The organism is Chloroflexota bacterium (assembly GCA_009840625.1).
Taxonomy (GTDB): domain Bacteria; phylum Chloroflexota; class UBA11872; order UBA11872; family VXNJ01; genus VXNJ01.
Genome location: VXNJ01000010.1, coordinates 39,788 through 57,047 on the forward strand (window position 1 = coordinate 39,788; position 17,260 = coordinate 57,047).

13 protein-coding genes and 1 pseudogene are annotated in these 17,260 nt (G+C 65.5%); 9 read left to right on the forward strand and 5 right to left on the reverse strand.

From position 1 onward, the window contains the following. Positions 1 to 136: 136 nt before the first annotated feature. The 4 genes from F4X41_06630 (at position 137) to F4X41_06645 (ending at position 6,948) form a co-directional block, all read left to right on the forward strand. Positions 137 to 4,528: a hypothetical protein gene (locus F4X41_06630; protein MYB16695.1), complete on the forward strand. Its 4,392-nt coding sequence runs from the start codon at positions 137 to 139 to the stop codon at positions 4,526 to 4,528. Between the two features lie 224 nt (positions 4,529 to 4,752). Then, positions 4,753 to 5,049, forward strand: coding sequence for a hypothetical protein (locus F4X41_06635; protein MYB16696.1), 297 nt, complete (start codon positions 4,753 to 4,755; stop codon positions 5,047 to 5,049). Positions 5,050 to 5,300: 251 nt separating this feature from the next. Further along, complete coding sequence (locus F4X41_06640; protein MYB16697.1) at positions 5,301 to 6,221, forward strand: alpha/beta hydrolase; 921 nt, start codon at positions 5,301 to 5,303, stop codon at positions 6,219 to 6,221. A gap of 43 nt (positions 6,222 to 6,264) precedes the next feature. Next, positions 6,265 to 6,948: a DUF2461 domain-containing protein gene (locus F4X41_06645; protein MYB16698.1), complete on the forward strand. Its 684-nt coding sequence runs from the start codon at positions 6,265 to 6,267 to the stop codon at positions 6,946 to 6,948. A 49-nt stretch (positions 6,949 to 6,997) separates the two neighbouring features. Here the strand turns inward: F4X41_06645 and F4X41_06650 are convergent, their stop codons facing one another. Continuing rightward, positions 6,998 to 7,309, reverse strand: coding sequence for a DUF1971 domain-containing protein (locus F4X41_06650; GenBank protein MYB16699.1), 312 nt, complete (start codon positions 7,307 to 7,309; stop codon positions 6,998 to 7,000). A gap of 249 nt (positions 7,310 to 7,558) precedes the next feature. On the opposite strand from F4X41_06650, the gene F4X41_06655 reads away from it, so the two are divergent. Beyond that, a complete protein-coding gene (locus tag F4X41_06655; GenBank protein MYB16700.1) occupies positions 7,559 to 8,446 on the forward strand; it encodes an NAD(P)-dependent oxidoreductase in 888 nt (295 codons plus the stop codon). Here F4X41_06655 and F4X41_06660 read toward each other — a convergent pair. Genes F4X41_06660 through F4X41_06675 form a run of 4 tightly spaced genes read right to left on the reverse strand, consistent with a single transcriptional unit; the run spans position 8,443 to position 12,400 of the window. Continuing rightward, a complete protein-coding gene (locus tag F4X41_06660; protein ID MYB16701.1) occupies positions 8,443 to 8,718 on the reverse strand; it encodes a MoaD/ThiS family protein in 276 nt (91 codons plus the stop codon). The genes F4X41_06655 and F4X41_06660 overlap by 4 nt on opposite strands. Positions 8,719 to 8,737: 19 nt before the next feature. Next, positions 8,738 to 11,026 (reverse strand): xanthine dehydrogenase family protein molybdopterin-binding subunit, encoded by a 2,289-nt coding sequence (locus F4X41_06665; GenBank protein MYB16702.1) that lies wholly within the window; start codon positions 11,024 to 11,026, stop codon positions 8,738 to 8,740. Positions 11,027 to 11,028: 2 nt separating this feature from the next. Then, positions 11,029 to 11,511, reverse strand: a complete 483-nt coding sequence (locus tag F4X41_06670; protein ID MYB16703.1) for a (2Fe-2S)-binding protein — start codon at positions 11,509 to 11,511, stop codon at positions 11,029 to 11,031. Positions 11,512 to 11,515: 4 nt separating this feature from the next. Continuing rightward, positions 11,516 to 12,400 carry a xanthine dehydrogenase family protein subunit M gene (locus F4X41_06675; GenBank protein ID MYB16704.1) on the reverse strand — a complete coding sequence of 295 codons (885 nt, stop codon included), beginning with the start codon at positions 12,398 to 12,400 and terminating at the stop codon, positions 11,516 to 11,518. A 197-nt stretch (positions 12,401 to 12,597) separates the two neighbouring features. Here F4X41_06675 and F4X41_06680 point away from each other — a divergent pair. The 4 genes and pseudogenes from F4X41_06680 (at position 12,598) to F4X41_06695 (ending at position 17,240) form a co-directional block, all read left to right on the forward strand. Next, positions 12,598 to 14,082, forward strand: a pseudogene (locus F4X41_06680) (sulfatase-like hydrolase/transferase). Further along, the gene (gene aroC, locus F4X41_06685) at positions 14,079 to 15,167 is read left to right on the forward strand and encodes a chorismate synthase (protein MYB16705.1); all 1,089 of its coding nucleotides are present in this window, start codon (positions 14,079 to 14,081) and stop codon (positions 15,165 to 15,167) included. Before F4X41_06680 ends, aroC begins: the two are co-directional and overlap by 4 nt. After that, positions 15,167 to 16,450 carry an MFS transporter gene (locus F4X41_06690; GenBank protein MYB16706.1) on the forward strand — a complete coding sequence of 428 codons (1,284 nt, stop codon included), beginning with the start codon at positions 15,167 to 15,169 and terminating at the stop codon, positions 16,448 to 16,450. The genes aroC and F4X41_06690 overlap by 1 nt, the downstream gene beginning before the upstream one ends. A 49-nt stretch (positions 16,451 to 16,499) precedes the next feature. Beyond that, positions 16,500 to 17,240 carry a sulfite exporter TauE/SafE family protein gene (locus F4X41_06695; protein MYB16707.1) on the forward strand — a complete coding sequence of 247 codons (741 nt, stop codon included), beginning with the start codon at positions 16,500 to 16,502 and terminating at the stop codon, positions 17,238 to 17,240. The last annotated feature ends 20 nt before the right edge of the window (positions 17,241 to 17,260 follow it).

Sequence of the window (17,260 nt, forward strand, 5' to 3'; positions counted from 1 at the left end):
CCCTCGCACCTTGCAAGAATGGGTGCCCTGAAGGGACTTTCACTGGTGGCGGCACCCTGATTTGCAGACACAGAATTCGGACCCAATGCTGGCAACTGGTTCCGCTACCGGGCAATCTTGGGGTCCGGCTTAACGCGTGATTCGTCCCCTGGCCTTGATCCTGGCGGCGGTGCTGGGCTTCAGCGGCGCGGCGCCGACCGCAGACGCGGCGATCGTGGCGCCGCAATCGTCGCCCGCATCGGACCGGGCGGTTCTTGCCGAATTATTCGAAGCCGCCGGCGGATCGGGATGGCTCAATTCCGACAACTGGAACAGCCCGGCCCCGCTGGATCAGTGGTACGGCCTCACCACTGATGAAGCCGGCAGGGTCACCGCAATCGCTCTGGCTTCCAACCGCCTGCGGGGGCAAATCACGCCCGCGATCGATCAACTTCAAGGCCTCGAAGCGCTAGACCTGAGCAACAACCTGCTCCGCGGCGCGGTCCCCCTCGGACTCGGGCGGCTCCCGGCGATCAGAACGATAAGTCTGGCCAACAACCGTTTCAGCGGTTCGATTCCGGCCGCCCTGGGCGCAGCTCCGCGACTGCAAATCCTTGACCTCTCCGGCAACCAGCTGGTCGCCGGCATCCCGGACCAGTTTTATGAGCTGAGCTCGCTCGAGCGACTCGATTTGAGCGGCAACCGACTGATCGACCGCGTCCGCCGGGAATTGGCCAACTTTTCGCGCCTGACCCACCTGGACTTGAGTCAAAACGGGTTCCATGGTCCGATTCCGGCCTCGCTCGGAACCCTGCAAAACCTCGAACGGCTGTTGATGGCGGAAAACTCGCTGTCCGGTGAAATCCCGGCCGGATTGTTCGGCATCGCAGATCTGGCGGAACTTGACCTTTCCGGCAACCGACTGAATGGACGCCTCCGAATCCCCGGCGGACCGCCCACGCGCCTGCAGCGGCTAGATCTTTCGGGCAACATCATCACCGGCCCGGTGCCGAGCGCGATCGCCAGGTTTGACGGTCTGCAGCACCTTGATCTTTCCAGCAACGTATTCAGGGGCCCGATTCCTGCGGGACTCGGCGACATGGCCGATCTGCGGGTCCTGCGGGTCGGCGGCAATCGGTTTTCGGGCTCGCTGCCGCGGCGGCTCGGCCAGCTGGAGAACTTGACCGAGCTCTGGGCCGGCGGCAACCAGCTGACCGGCCAAATACCGGATCTCTCGGCGCTCGCGACCCTTTCGCACCTGGATTTGGGCGGCAACTCCCTCTCCGGCCCGATACCCGCCTGGCTGGCGGAGCTTTCATCACTTGAAGTGCTCGACCTGAGCTCGAATTCGCTTACCGGGCCGCCGCCGAAGGAAATGGCCGAATTGAGCCGCGTAGTCCGGCTGGCGCTGGGAGGAAATCCGCTGACCGGCGCGATACCCGGCTGGCTCGGAGAGCTCGAGTCCCTCCAGGACCTGGACCTTGCAAACGCGAACCTGACCGCCCCGATCCCGGGCGGATTGCGATCGCTGGCGAACCTGCGGTGGGTCGATCTGGGCGGAAACCAACTGACCGGCCAGATTCCGCCGTGGTTCGGAGACTTCTCCGGACTGCAGTACCTGCGCCTGAGCGACAACGCGCTCTCGGGGCCGATCCCGCCGAATCTTTTCTCGGTCGCTCAACTACAGGTGCTCGAGCTCGACAACAACGCTTTCAGCGGAACGATCCCGGACCGATTCGGCGGCTTACCGGCGCTCACCCGTCTGCGGCTCAACGACAACCAGTTGAGCGGACCGATCCCGGATTCGCTGGGCAGATCATCGCGGATCAGATCGCTGCATCTGGACGGTAACCGACTGAGTGGGGAGTTGCCAGGCTGGCTGCCGGACCTGGACGCGCTTTCCGACCTGCGTCTCGGCCGCAACCGGCTCAGCGGCGAAATCCCGGACGACATCGGTCGCCTGCAATCCCTGCTCGAGCTCGGGATCGAGCGGAATCTCCTCGCCGGGCCGGTGCCCGAGTCGATCGGTTCCATTCCTGGGCTGCTCAGTCTCGACCTGTCCGGCAACCAGCTCGAGGGCCAGATCCCGCCGTCGCTGGCGTCGCTGGCCGAACTAGAGCATCTAGACCTGAGCAACAACCGGCTTGGCGGCTCCATCCCGGCCGCGCTTGGCAATCTTGGCCGCATGCGCTGGCTAAACCTCGCCCACAACCGGCTTGAAGGATTGATCCCGGAGGAGATTGCCCAGTTGTCGCGATTGCGCGAACTGTTCCTGGAAGGGAACGGCTTCGAGGGCTGCGCCCCTAACGAGATTCGCCGCCTCCGCTCCACGATCGACCTGCTGGAATTCGGCGGCAGACCGTTCTGCGACCTGGCCCTGAGCCTGATAAGTGTTTCGCCCGGACAAATCCGACCCGAATTCGATTCAGCCCGCCACGATTACGTCGTAGACGTTCCCGCCCCCGAGAGTTCGCGACACGTTTCGCTAAGGCTCTTCGCATACCAAGAATTGCAAGCGGTCGCGTTTCTTGACGCAAACGGTCGGATCCTTGCCGACGCCGACAGCCAGACCGGCGGCTTTCAGCTGGATATTGCCGAATTGACCGCCGATGACCTCCCGCCGCTGATGTCGGTGGAGGTGATCTCGGGGGACCTGAAATACCGCTACAGTCTGCGGTTCTCGCCCGCCCGGGCCGGGGAAGCGGGGTTGTACGCGGTGCTGGTCGATGGCCGCCCGATATTCGCCGGCATCGAGGCGGGAGAGTTTTCGCATAGGGTCGGTTTCGAACGCGGGCGGGTGCGAGTCGAACCGCTGGCGCTTGATCCCGGGGCGACCGTGAACATCTCCCCGCCCGATGCCGATCAGGTCGCCGAAAACGGCCACCAGGTCGACCTGGCGGTCGGTGCGAACAGCATCCTGATCGAGGTGACCCCGGCCGACGGTCAAAACGGGCGCGGATTCGAGCTGGCCCTGGAGCGCCTGGCCCCGGACCGTGACATCCTGATCCGGCTCTATGAAACCACCGGCGGCCCCGCATGGTCCCGAAGCGAGGGATGGCTGTCCGAAGATCCACTCGGCGATTGGCACGGGGTCAACACCGACAACGCCGGTCGCGTCGTCGAGCTCGAGTTGGGCGACAACGGGTTGAGCGGCCCGTTGCCGGCCGCGATCGCCGACCTTGTCCGGTTGCGGAATCTCGACCTCAGAAAAAACCGCCTGAGCGGCGAGATCCCGTCCGCCTTCGGCCAGTTGAGCGAGCTGGTGATCCTGGAACTGAGCGGCAACCGGCTTTCCGGACCCCTGCCGGACCAGGTGGCCCAATTGCCCAAACTTCTGCTGCTCTCGCTTGACGAGAACGAACTGTCCGGTCCGCTCCCGACCTCCTTCGGCAACGCCGCTGAGCTGATCGGGTTGGGGCTGGCCGGCAACGAGTTCACCGGGCCCGTCCCCGAGTCGTTCGGGAATCTGCCGGCCCTGGGGACATTGCGCCTCGCCGGCAACCGATTGGGGGGCTGTCTGCCGGCAACGCTCCGCGCCGACGTATTGCAGTACCACGATTTCGCCCGGCTCGGGCTTTCTTTCTGCGACGTCGGAATCCGTGCGCTGCCGCTGAACCTCGGCCGATTGCTGCCCGCTTTTTCGCCGGGCGACACCCGCTACCGGCTATTCGTGGAAATAGGCGACGTCTCCGCGCAACTCTCGCTGGCGCCGGAACTATTCAATGAAAGCTCCGAAGTCAGCTACCTGGGCCCGGATCTTGTCCCGCTGGTGGACGCCGATCCCCGGTCCGACGGGTTTCAGATCAATCTGTCGCGGCTGCCGCCGGACGGGGAACCCTTAGAACTGAGCATCCGGGTTTCAAACCCGGCCTCCGAGCAGACATACAGTTTTGCGATCGAACTCGCCAAACCGGGCGAGGTTGGCCTGGAGGCGATCGGGGTCGCCGGGCAGTTTTCCAACTATTCCATCGGTTCGAGTTACCTGCGCCGCCTGGTCAATCACCAGTCCGAACGCATCACCATTGAGCCCCGAACGATCGACCCGGCGGCGGTTTTCGAATTCCTGGCGCCGCCGGTCGGCTCAGGCGGGCCCCTCCCGCTGCCCGATGCCGACGGCGAACCGGGCAACGGTTTCCAGTTCGATACCGCCTCGGGCCCGAACATTCTGCTGCTGCGGGTGCAGTCGGCCGATTCAAGCAGGGTTCGCATCTACGCGCTGGTGATCGTGCGCACCCCGGGCAAGCCCTCGCCGCCCGCAATAGCCGCGGTCGCGCGGAGCCCCGCTCGAACGGAGATTTACTGGTCTCCGCCGGACATTACCGGAGGAAGTCAAATCACTGGCTACGACCTGCGCTACATATATGCCGGGACCCCAGAGAAATCCGACCGATACTGGACGATGATCGGCCGCCTGGATCCCGTCGCCGGCCTCAATCTGGTTCTTGACGGTCTCGAGGACGATCTTTCGTACGAATTTCAGATTCGGGCCCGCAATCGCGCCGGCGCCGGCCCTTGGTCAGACGCGTTCGCGGTGGCGCCGGCGGCCTGATCAGCGGGAATCCAGTTCTGGAAGCCGTGCTCTCTCCCGCGCTCGCGGTCCAGGGGATCGGCGTTGTCGCGTCACCGCCATTCCCTCGCACCGGATTGGGGCTCGGACGCATCGAATCCGCAATCCTGCTGAATTACTGCGCGACTTACCTCGGAATCCCAGCGTTTCAACCCTGACACAAATAGCGCCGCCGGCAACTTGATTCCGGATAACCTTTTTTGTCAATGCGAGGTGGGCAGATGCCGGTTCCCACCCCGGAATCAAGGAGACGGTACATGGCATCCACCGCCGAACGCCTGCGCAAGCTGGTAAGCGAAAACGTTGAAGTAGACGGCAAGTCGCTGGACATTCCGGCCGACCTGAATTTCAGTCTCGCTGACGCCGGCGTTTCTTCACTCGATCTGGTGGCGCTTGGCAAACTGGTCGCCGAAGAATTCAATATCACGTTTGCAATCGAAGACTGCACGTCGATCACTGATCTTGCGCAACTGGCCGATTTCATCGACGCCAAGGCGGCCTGACCCCACGCCGGGCCGGCTCCGCGGGGCGGATTTCCCCAGGCGCGCAAAACTCCGAGACCTGATGCTTCCAGCGGCGGTTCGGCCTTGCCGGCGCGGTCGGGAACCCGGCCCGCTGAAATCGCAAGTGGCAGGGGTCGCGGCGGCACGCAGCCGCCGTCAATCGGACGGCGGTGAAATCCGGCGATTCAGGCCCTGGGAAAGTGCCGTTGGGTACTCACGAATAGGCAGTATCACGAAGTTGTTGCCCTAACTTGTCTTCATCTCCTGAACGGATCTGGTTCATCCCCGAGCCAAACGCCTCGGTCGAACTCGACCTGGGCGGCGGCGCAACGATCCTGCTGCGACGTCACGGAAACCCCGAAGGCCCACGCATCCTGGTCAGCCACGGCAACGGCCTGGCCAGCGATATGTACTACCCGTTCTGGTCGCTGCTGGAAGATGAATTCGATCTGGTCGTTTACGACCTGCGCAACCACGGCCGAAACCCGGTCGGAGACATAGATGGTCACAACATCCCGAACATGGTCGACGATCACGATCGGGTCCTGGAAGCGGTCGCCGCCAACTTTGGGGAAAAGCCCGCGATAGGTCTATACCACTCGGTTTCGGCGCTCATTGCTTTGCTCTCCCCCGCCCTCGGCGCCAACTACCAGGCGCTGGTTTTGATCGATCCGCCGATCACCAAAGCGGGGCGCGACTACCAGGAGTTCGAGGCGGCCGCCAATCGCGCGGCGGCAATGGCCCGCCGCCGGGCCGACAACATCCCGACCAAGATCAAGATGATTGAAGTCCTTTCGGTCATTCCGATTTACCAGCGAATGGTGCCGGGGGTTTACCAACTCATCGCCGACACGACCCTGCGCCCTAACCGCAGTCGTGAGGGATTCACCTTGCGGTGCCCCAAGGAATACGAAGCCCGGATCATGGAATACGCCTGCGCCTTTGCGGTCGCGGTGGACCTGGAGGCGATTGAATGCCCGATCCAGGTGATCGGCGCCGATCCGACGATCCCTTACTCCTACCTACCGAGCCTGGACCTGAGCGCAATCGCCCGCGTCAACTACGACTTCATTCCGGACTCGACCCACTTCCTGCAGTTGGAGGAACCGGAGGAGTGCCTGGCCATGATGCGCGAATTCCTGGGCACGATCGGGGCGCTCGACCAGGGCTGACGGTCCCCCGGGCCTGCCACTGCCGGAAGAGGTTCTATTTGCGATGAACGCCCACTTTGGTCCCGAGCTTTTCAAATTCCTGCGCCAGTTGCGGCAAAACAACAACCGCGAATGGTTTCAGGCCAACAAACGGCGCTACGAAGAACACGTCAAGCGGCCGCTGCAGCGCTTCATCGAGGATTTCGCCCCCGAACTGGAGGCGATCAGCCCGCACTTTGTGGCCGACCCGCGCGGAAACGGCGGCTCGATGTTCAGGATCTACCGCGACGTCAGGTTCTCCAAGGACAAATCCCCCTACAAGACTCAGGCGGCGGCGCAGTTCCGGCATGAATTCGGCAAGTCGGCCCACGCGCCCGGTTTTTACCTGCACCTGGCTCCGGAGGAGGTTTTTGCCGGAATCGGCCTGTGGGGACCCGACACACCCACCCTCACCAAGATCCGGGAGGCGATCGTCGCCGACCCCGGACAGTGGCGCGGCATTGTCACCGAGCGGGATTTCGCCGCGGCGTTCAATCGCCACGGGCGTTCGCTGAAGCGTCCGCCCAAGGGGTTCCCGAAAGAACACCCGCTGCTGGAGGACCTCAAGCGCAAAGACCACATCGCTTCGCTGCCGTTTACCCACGAGCAGATTTACCGAACCGATTTCATCGATGTCTACGCCGACGCCTGTCGCCGGGCTTCTTCCTACATGCAGTTCCTTACCCGCGCCGTCGAATTGCCGTACTGATCGGCGGTGCAACCTAGCTGGGACGGGAACTGGCCGGACCGGATTACGCTTATCCCGGGTCCGTAATGGGTGATTTGAAAAAGTCGATCCGGCACCGAAACTGGCCGTCGGCGATCAAGCGGTGCGGCGCCAGGGGGCAAATGACCTGGCGGCCGGGGGCGGAAATTCTCCGGATTTCGCCCGTCTGAAGGTCCTCGAACCTAACGCTTCCGGCCAAGACGTGCAGGACGGCCCAGAAACCCTCGGCGAGGGAGTGCTCCTGTTGCAGAGCGGCGGGCAATGTACCGCGCTCGAAGACGGGCGAGCTACCGGTCGCGATCAGCCCGTCCGGAAGGCTACAGCCGACTAAATCCTGGGTCATCCCTCCACAATCCCGTCCGGAAATCCTCCAACCAAGTTGTTTTGGCGCCGAATTGTCGACAACTTCCACCCCTTGAATTGAAGCTGGGCCGGGCGAGGGAGCGATCCTGGCGCGCGCCGCCGAATTCGCTTGTCGCCCCCAATCGATCCGGTGCAGGCGGGGCCCGGAAGGATCGAATTGGCGACCCGGCCGGCCGGCCTGTCGATACGCTTATTCCAAACCGGACTAAATGATCAAGCGGGGTAACCGATGGCCGAATCCAAACCGACAGTCGCGTTCGTGGGAGTTGGTCGCATGGGGTCGAACATGGCACTTCGCCTCAATGACTGCGGCTACACCGTCGCCAGCGTGATCGACACCAACCAGCACATGGCGATGGTCGTGGCCAACGACGTCGGTTGCCAGGTCGCCGATAGCCTGGCCGGCGCCACCGCCAGCGCCGACGTGATCATCACCGTGGTGACCAACGACCAGTCGATGCGCGACATCTACATGGCCGACGGCGACAACCTCCTGGAAGGGGCCACCGGCAAGCTGTTCATCAATTGCGCGACCCTCTCGCCGGCGATCCATCGCGAAGTCGACGCCGCGGTCTCGGCCGCCGGGGCCGAGGCCCTCGAAGCCTGCATGGCCTCTTCGATCACCCAGGCCCGCGACGGGACCCTCTATCTGATGACGGCCGGTTCCGACGCCGCCCAGGACCGCGCCGCCGGGCTGCTGGCCGATCTGGGCGAAGTCCGCCGCATCGGTTCCGTCGGCCAGGCCGCCGAGGTCAAGGCGCTGGTGAACATGGTCATGAACATCAATACCGCCGGGCTGGCCGAAGGCCTGGGCCTGGCCGACGCGCTGGGCCTGGACCTGGACATGGTCATGGAGGTCTTCTCCCAGACCGGGGCAAACTCGCGCGTGCTGGAGACCGACGGCGAGGACATGCGCGACCGCGACCACGAGGTCTATTTCTCGGCGGACCATGCCGCCAAGGACTCGGGGATAGCCCTTGATCTGGCCGCCGAAGAGGGGCTGAACCTGCCGCTGGCGTCCGCCACCAAGGCCCAGTTCGTGCGCCTGATGGATGCCGGCAAGGGCGAATTGGACAAGAGCGCCGTGGCCGAACTGACCTTTAGGGGCCGGAACTAGCCTCCGCCGGCCTGGGCCGGCACGAAATAAACGATCGAGTCCTCCGGCACTTTGGTGCGAACCCCGGTCGCCAGGTCGTGGCCGTCCAGCCAGATCGCCAGGCCCGGCCGCAGGCCGTGGGTCGTCTCGTCGGAGACCAAGCGCGCCTTGATGCCCGGGTGACGCTCCTCTAAAGCGTCGATAAGCTCCCCGACCGTCCGGCCGGGGAGCTCGATTTCAACTTTGCCGCCGGTATGCTCGCGCAGGGCGCGCGGCACGTGGACCCGCGGCATCGTCTCTGGGGCGACCCCCCTAGGAGGACCCGTTAGCCAGCGCCGCCTGGACGGTCGGCGGAGACATCGGCAGTTCCTGCAGGCGCTTGCCGGTGGCGGCAAAGATCGCGTTGGCGATCGTCGCCGGCGGCGGCACGATGCTGGATTCGCCGACCCCGCGCACCCCGTAGGGGTGGCCGGGGTTGGGCACCTCGACGATGATCGTCTCGATCATCGGGAGGTCGAGCGCGGTCGGCAGGCGGTAGTCGAGCAGACTGTGATTGCGCAGCCGTCCCTCGTCGTCGTACCAGTAGCCCTCGTTGAGAGCCCAGCCGATGCCCTGGACGACGCCGCCCTGCATCTGGCCTTCCACGTACGGCGGGTAGACCGCCTTGCCGGCATCCTGGGCAATCGTGTAGCGCAGGATTTCGACTTTTCCGGTCTCGAGATCGACTTCCACGTCGGCGGCATGGGTCGTAAACGACGCACCGCGCTGGGTGGGGTTGACGGTGGCGTTGCCGACGATTTCAAGCTCGTGCTCGCCGAGCAGCGCGGCCGCTTCGGCAAACGAGAGTTCGTTGCCGGCCCCGATGAAGTAACCGTCGACGGCTTCGACCGCCGAGGGTTCCACGTCCCAGAGCCCGGCCAGCGCCGCGCGCATCTTGGCCAGGATTTCGCGGGCCGCCTCGTAGGCGGCGTAACCGGTGGCGAACGTCACCCGCGACCCGCCGGTCACGGCGGTGAAGGCGATTTCGTCGGTGTGTCCCACGATCGGGATGATTTCCTGTTCGGAGATTCCCAGCGCCTCGGCCATCTGCATGGCGACCGAGGTACGGGTGCCGCCGATGTCGGTCGAACCCTCGATCAGTGTCACCGTGCCGTCGGCGTTGACCCGCCCCGAAGCCGAGGAGGTCATGCCGGCGTTGAACCAGAACCCGGAAGCCACTCCGCGGCCGCGAGCCTTGTTCGGGCCCGAGGGCTCGCCCAGGTCGCTCTGCCAGTGGTCCGAGTCGCGGATCGCCTCGACGCATTCGATGTTGCCCACGCGCGGGAACGGCGGGCCGTCGGCGCGCCAGTCGCCTTCCTTGGAAGCGTTTTGCAGGCGGAACTCGATCGGGTCGAAGCCAAGCTTCTCGCAGATCTCATCGACGGTCGTCTCGACCGCGAATTCGCTCATCGTCGCGCCCGGCGCCCGATAGGCGTGCGAGTGCGGCTTGTTCACCAGGACATCGTAGCCGTCGACCCGGACGTTGGTGGTCGAATAGGGCGCGAACGCGCACACGCAGCCGGGGTGGATCGGCGAGCCCGGATAGGGCCCGGCCTCGAACCAGAATTCGCCTTCCACGGCGGTGATCTTGCCGGCGTTGGTGACGCCGATCTTCACTCGCATCCAGGTGCCCGGGGTCGGCCCGGTGGCGCGGATCACCTCGTTGCGGTCCATCGCCATCTTGATCGGGCGGCCGCTCTTGCGCGACATCACCGCGGCCAGCAGTTCGAGGTAGGAGGTGGTCTTGCCGCCGAATCCGCCCCCGATCTCCATCGGGATCACCTTGATCTTGGAGACCGGCATCTGCAGCAGGTCCTGGAGCTCGTTGCGGATCGCAAAGGCGCCCTGCGAGGAGCACCAGACCTCGAGGTGACCGTCCTCGTGCCAGAGCGCGGAGGCGTTGTGGGTCTCGATGTAGCCCTGGTGGACGGTCGCGGTCTCGTACACGTTCTCGAAGATGTGGTCGGCGGCCGCGAATCCGGCCGCAACGTCGCCTTCCTCGTAGATGCGGTGCTCGGCGACGTTTGACGGGTCGTCGCCGGCCTCGCCCTCGGTCATGGTCCGGATCTCATCGAGGATCACCGGGCCGTCGCCGTCGCGCACCTGGCGCGCGGTCATAACCGGGTCGAGCACCTCGTATTCGACCTTGATCAGGCGGGCCGCTTCCTCGGCGGTGTGCGGGTCGGACGCCGCCACGGCCGCGATCGCGTGCCCGTCGTAAAGGGCCTTGTCGGTGGCCAGCATGTTCATGGCCTTGAACTTGGTCGACTGCAGGCCGCCCTCGCCGATATCGGTCAGGCCGGTCTTGGGCTCCGGCAGGTCGGCGCTGGTGATGACCGAATGAACGCCCGGGTAGGCCTCGGCCGCCGAGGTGTCGATCGAGAGGATGTTGGCATGGGCGTGCGGGGAACGCAGCACCTTGCCGTACAGCTGGCCGGTCAGCCAGATGTCGGATCCGTAGGCGGCGCGGCCGGTTACCTTGTCGACGCCGTCATGCCGGACGGGCGATTTGCCAAGGACCTTGAAGTCCCCGGTCTTGACCAGGTGGGTTTCAGTTGCCATCGTCAGGCTTCCTCCCGCATGCGCGCGGCCGCGTCCTGGACCGCTCGGATGATCTTGTCGTAGCCGGTGCAGCGGCAGAGGTTGCCAGCCAGCCACCAGCGGATTTCGTGTTCGCTTGGGTCCGGATTCTGCTCCAGCAGGGCTTTCGCCGCGATGATGAAGCCCGGGGTGCAGATCCCGCACTGCAGGGCCGCGTTCTCAAGGAACGACTGCTGCAGCGGATGGAGCTTGTCGGGTTCGCCGACTCCCTCGATGGTCTCGATCTCGCAGCCAGCCGACTCGACCGCCAGCACGCAGCAACTGTTGACCAGGCGGCCATCCATGACCACGTTGCAGGCTCCGCAGTTGCCGTTGTTGCAGCCTTCCTTGGCCCCGTACAGTTGCAGGTTCTCGCGCAACACGTCCAGCAGCGAGTCGCGGGGCTCGCACAGAAAGTCGGTGCGCTCGCCGTTGATCGTGGTGGTTATGTGGGTCTTGCCCGCGATCAGGTCAGTGGGCACTGTGGGACTCTCCTTTGGCGCGGGCCACGGCGCCGCGCAGGGCGCGCTTGGTCAAAACGCCGCTGAGGTGCTGGCGGTACTCGATGGTGCCGCGCATGTCGGTGATCGGCGACGCCGCCGCGACCGAGTGGGCGGCGGCAGCCTCGTAGGCTTCCTCGCCGGCGGTCTGCCCGACGAGCGCCGCGCCGGCTGCTTCGACGTAAAGCGGGGTCGGCGCGACCGCCCCCAGGGCAATCCGCGCGCCGGTGATGGTGTCGCCGTCGAGCTGGACCCAGGCGCCGGCCGAAACCACCGCGATGTCCATCTCGTTGCGCGGGATAAAGCGCAGGTAGTGGGCCCCCGAACCGGCCGGTTGCGGCGGCAGCGTGAGCGAAACCAGCAGTTCGTTTTCGGCCAGCACGTTCTGGCCCGGGCCGGTGCAGAAGTCCTCGGCCGCCACCTGGCGCGTGCCGCCCGGCCCGGCGATGTTGCAGACCGCCGAGTAGATGATCAGCGGCGGGGTCGAATCGGCCGCCGGCCCCGAGTTGCAGAGGTTTCCGCCCATCGACGCCCGGCCCTGAATGCCGGTCCCGCCGATGATGGTCGCAGCGTCAACGATTCCCGGGAAGGATTCGGTGATCGCCGCATTGGCATAGATCTGATAACAAGGAGCAGCCGCCCCCAGCGTAACCCCGCCATCGGCGGCGACCGCGATCTCGGTCAACTCGGGAATGTGCTTGGCGTCGACGAAAACGTCAACGTCCCGCACCCATTCCCGGACCTGCACGATCAGGTCGGTTCCGCCGGCCAACATGCGGGCCTTGGAACCGTGCTGATCGAGGATTTCGACCGCGTCGGCAATGCTGGTGGGCGCCGCGTACTTGATCGCTTGCACTAGCAAACTCCAATAAACGTAGCGCCAACAAGGCGCCTGCCCACCCCGCCGTTGAAACCCTTAAAGGTGCGCGGACGCCAATAAAAGAATAAGGAAAGGGCCGGGCGCAACCACCCTGTCGCGGCAGCGTCCCTATTCTTAAAAATCAACATCGACGCAGACTCGCTCGCCGGACCGTCTAATTGGCCAACGATCGCCCCAACATCGTGCTGATCATCACCGATCAGCAGCGATTCGACACGATCGCCGCCCTGGGCTGTCCCTGGATGGACACCCCGAACCTTGACCGGCTGGTCAGCGAAGGCGTCGTTTTCTCGAACGTCTTCGTCAACGCCCCGGTCTGCGGACCGGCGCGGGCGGCGCTCTTTTCCGGGATGACACCGCACAACGCCGGGGTCCTGCGCAACGATTCGATCTGGCGCGAGTGCTGGGTCGAGGACCTGGCCGCATCCGGGTACCACTGCGTCAACATCGGCAAGATGCACACCGGCCCGTACGACGCTCCCGCCGGATTCCACGAACGCTACGTGGTCGAGAACAAGGACCGCTTCCACGCCCCGCTCAAATTCTTCGACGAGCTCGACAAAGCGATCCTGGCCCACGACCTGGAAAAACCCGGTCGCCACACCTACCGCAAACAGGTACCCGACTACGCCGAACGCTTGGGGGCGTTCGAATGGCCGCTGCCCGGTCACCTGCATCCCGACGAATTCGTCGGCGACTCGGTGGTGCGCTGGCTGGACACCAGCGCTGCCTCGCGGCCGCTGCCGCAACCGCTGTTCCTGGAGATCGGCTTCCCCGGACCGCATCCGCCATTCGACCCGCTGGCCGAAGTGGCCGAAAAATACATGCAGCGCGAGATACCGATGCTCGAGGTCACCGAGGCCGAGATGGCGGCCCAGCCCGAGGGGCTGAAGAAGCTGCGCGCATTCTTCGAGCAATATGACGTCGACGCGGTCGTCCACGATTCGCGGGCCTCGCGCGAGCGGCGCCATCGCCAGCGTGCCTATTACATGGCCAACTGCGAGATGATCGATAACAAGGTCGGCCAGATACTGGACGCGCTCGAGCGTCACGAACTGCTGGCCAATTCGATCGTGATCTTCACCTCCGACCACGGCGAATCCCTGGGCGATCACGGCATGTACGCCAAATGGAACATGTACGACTGCGTCACGCGGGTACCCACCATCGTCTGGGCGCCTGAAAAGTTCACCGGCGGGCGAACGATCGACGACCTCTACAGCTGGTTCGACCTGGGCCCCACGGTCCTGGAGTGCGCCGGCCTTGAGACTCCCGGGCACTTCCAGGCCTCAAGCATGCTGCCGCAGCTCGAGGGCCGCGCCGGGGCCGCCGGCCGCGACGAGGTGTTCTCCGAGCTCTCGCGCGACACCGTGATGAACGCGATCGAGTACCAGATCATGCTCCGCACCCGGGATTTCAAGTGCGTGGAATTTTTGGGCGAAGAGCGCGGAATGCTGTTCGACCTGAAGGCCGACCCCGACGAGCTCGTAAACCTCTGGGACGATCCCGCCCAGGCCGAACGACGCGATGAGATGCTAGCCCGGATTCACCGCTGGTATGTAACCTCGGTCGCGGCGGCGGCGCGTCGCAACGTCCAGTACACGATCGGCGACTTCATCCGCCACCGGTTCGGCGAAGAGGTAGACGACGAGCGATGAGCAACAGCTTCGGTCAGGCTTTCCGGGTCACCACCTGGGGCGAGTCGCACGGCGAGGCGGTCGGGGCGGTGATCGACGGCTGCCCGCCGCGCCTTGAGCTTTCGGCCGACGACATCCAGCCCGACCTGGACCGCCGCCGGCCCGGCCAGAGCCGGATCACCACCCAGCGGCGCGAGGACGACCGCGCCGAGATCCTCTCGGGCGTGTTCGACGGGGTGACCCTGGGGACGCCGATCTCGATCGTGGTGCGCAACGAGGACGCGCGCGGCAAGGACTACGAGTACATGCGGCGCATCTACCGCCCCTCGCACGCCGACTACACCTACCAGGCCAAGTACGGGATCCGGAACTGGCGCGGCGGCGGACGGGCCTCGGCGCGCGAGACGATCGGGCGGGTTGCGGCCGGGGCGGTGGCCCGCAAGCTGCTGGCGGTCAGGTACGGGATAGAGGTCGTTGCCTACGTCAAGCAGGTGGCCGATATCGAGTCCCCGGTGGACATGGCCGGCATTTCGCGCGAGACGGTCGATTTGAGTCCTACCCGGGTCCCCGACGCGCGCGCGGCCGCCCTTATCTACGAGCGGATCGATAAGGCCCGCAAGGACGGGGACTCGCTGGGCGGGGTGGTCGAGTTCGTCTGCCGCGGAGTCCCGCCCGGACTGGGCGAGCCGGTGTTCGGAAAACTCGACGGCGAGCTGGCCCGGGCGATGCTCTCGCTGCCGGCGGCCAAGGGGTTCGAGATCGGTACCGGCTTTGCCGGCACCCGGCTTTCCGGGGTGACCCACAACGACGAGTTCTACATGCAGGAGCAGCGGGTAAGGACCCGCACCAACCGCTCCGGAGGGATCCAGGGCGGAATCTCCAACGGCGAGGACGTCGTGGGCCGGGTGGCGTTCAAGCCGACCGCCACGATCCTCAAGGCCCAGCGCACCGTCGACGATGACGGCAACGAAGTCGAATTCGGCGGACGCGGCCGCCACGACCCCTGCGTCCTGCCGCGGGCTGTGCCTATCGTAGAGGCCATGTGCACCCTGGTCCTTATCGACCAGGCGCTGCGCCATAACGCCCAGACCGGCTTCCTGGACTAATGTCGGTATCGCCGGCGGCCCTGGCCTACGCCTCGCGGCAGGCGCTCTCGCCGCTGATGCTGGTGCGGCTCAACATTTACTGGCTGGGGCTTTCGCTGCTCTGGGGCGGGTTCGCGATCGTGTACCTGCCCGACCGGGTCGAGCAGCTGGTCGGCCCCGACATCAAGGGCACCATGCTGGGGGTCATCACCGCGGTCGGGGTGACCGCGGCGATCATCGTCCAGCCCCTGGCCGGCGGGATCTCGGACCGGGCCTGGTCGCGCTGGGGCCGGCGCCGGCCGATGCTGATCCTGGGCGCGATCTGCACCGCGGTGTTCGTGCTGCTGATGTCGCTGACGGCCACCTACCTGGCTCTGCTGGCGCTGATCCTCTGCCAGCAGATTTCCGAGAACTTCTCGCGGGCGGCGATAAAGGGCGTGCTGCCCGACCTTGTCGGGACCACCCAGATGGCACGCGCATCCTCGATCAACGGGATCCTGAACATCGGCGGCACCGTCATCGGGGCCACCATCGCCGGGGTGTTCCTCGATGCCGGCAATCCGGGCGGCTTCGTGTTCGTGGGCGGGCTGACGGTCGCCTTCGCTGGGCTGCTGGCGTTCCTGCTAATCCCCAAGGGGCCGACCGCGCCGGCGGCGCCGCAGCCCCCGCTGCGCAGCGAGTTCGGGCAGGTCATTTCCTACCTGAAAGCCCAGCCCGCGTTCGTCCGCGTGGTCGCCTCGCGGCTGGTCTTCTTCGGGGCCATACTGGCTGCCGACAACACCCTGCTCTTTAACCTGCGCGACCGCCTGGAGGTCGATAACCCCGGGCAGTGGTCCTCGATCCTGCTCGGACTCCTGCTCCTGGCCACGATCGCTTCGGCCTGGCCGGCGGGGGTGATCGGCGACCGATTCGGGCGCAAGACGGTGGTCTACGTGGCCTGCACCTGCGGCTGCGTGGGCTCTATTTGCGCCGCCTTCATCGTGCACATCGCGGCGCTGGGATTTGCGGTGGCGATGCTGGGGTTCGCGCTGGGCGCGTTCTCGGCCGGCGACTGGGCGCTGCTGATCGACAAGATCCCCAACCCCAACAGCGCCGGACTCTATCTGGGACTGGCCAATTTCGCCGGCGCCGGCGGCGACGCGGTCGGGACCCTGTGGGCCGGGATAGTGCTCGACCTGGGCAACCGCGGCGGCCAACTGCACGGATTCACGATCGTCTACCTGGTGATGGCGCTGTTCATGATCGCCGCCGCCCTGATCCTGCGGCCGCTGCAGGACGACGTGGCGCTGCTCAAATCCATCTGACCGGCCGCGGCCGCGCCTATTCGGCGAACCCGCTCCGGGCGGGTTGCCGATGATCGGTCCGCTGGAGGTGGCGGGCGCCGCCCTGGTGCTCTCCCTGGCCGGATTCACCATCGGGGCAATAGGGTTCGGGTTCGCCCTGTCCACAACCCCCTTCCTGCTGCTCTTCCTGGACCCGCAGACGGTGGTAATCGTGGTCAACTCGGTGGCGGTGCTGGCCTTCGCGCTGGTGCTGATCGAAACCCGCGCCCGGCTGCGGTTCCGCGAGTTAACGCCGATGGTCCTGGCCGGCGTGCTGGGCACCCCGATCGGGGTGTGGGCGCTGAGCGAAATGGATCCGACCTACCTGCGGATCGGCATCGCGCTGCTCGTCCTGGCGGTCACGGTCCTGATCATCACCAACCCGCAGAGACGGATTCCCAAGCCCCGGATCACCGGCCCGCTGCTGGGATTCCTGACCGGCGCCCTGGTCTCCGGCCTCTCGATCGGCGGCCCGATCATCGTGCTCTTTTTCCTGGGCAGCGGCATGGGCCGGCAGGAGCTGCGGGCGGCGGTGGCCTACTTTTCGACCGTCGCCTACGGCGTGGCCCTGGCCGGCTACTACCTGGAGGGCCTGTTCACCGGCGAGCGTCTCCTGCTGGTGGTCGCCGCCGCCCCGATGGTGGCGGTCGGTTACCTGTTGGCGGTGCGGCTGACCCGCCACATGAACGCCCGACGGTTCCGCCAACTCGTGGTGACGGTGATCGTGATCACCAGCATCCTGGTGCTGGCCCGCGAGCTAATCGCCCTCTAGCGAGACCGCTCAACCCCGTC

Coding starts and splice junctions, on each gene's coding strand:
- F4X41_06635 (MYB16696.1), top strand. CDS start 4,753: ATGCGAGGTGGGCAGATGCCGGTTCCCACCCCGGAATCAAGGAGACGG.
- F4X41_06645 (MYB16698.1), top strand. CDS start 6,265: ATGAACGCCCACTTTGGTCCCGAGCTTTTCAAATTCCTGCGCCAGTTG.
- F4X41_06650 (MYB16699.1), bottom strand. CDS start 7,309: ATGACCCAGGATTTAGTCGGCTGTAGCCTTCCGGACGGGCTGATCGCG.
- F4X41_06655 (MYB16700.1), top strand. CDS start 7,559: ATGGCCGAATCCAAACCGACAGTCGCGTTCGTGGGAGTTGGTCGCATG.
- F4X41_06660 (MYB16701.1), bottom strand. CDS start 8,718: ATGCCGCGGGTCCACGTGCCGCGCGCCCTGCGCGAGCATACCGGCGGC.
- F4X41_06665 (MYB16702.1), bottom strand. CDS start 11,026: ATGGCAACTGAAACCCACCTGGTCAAGACCGGGGACTTCAAGGTCCTT.
- aroC (MYB16705.1), top strand. CDS start 14,079: ATGAGCAACAGCTTCGGTCAGGCTTTCCGGGTCACCACCTGGGGCGAG.
- F4X41_06690 (MYB16706.1), top strand. CDS start 15,167: ATGTCGGTATCGCCGGCGGCCCTGGCCTACGCCTCGCGGCAGGCGCTC.
- F4X41_06695 (MYB16707.1), top strand. CDS start 16,500: ATGATCGGTCCGCTGGAGGTGGCGGGCGCCGCCCTGGTGCTCTCCCTG.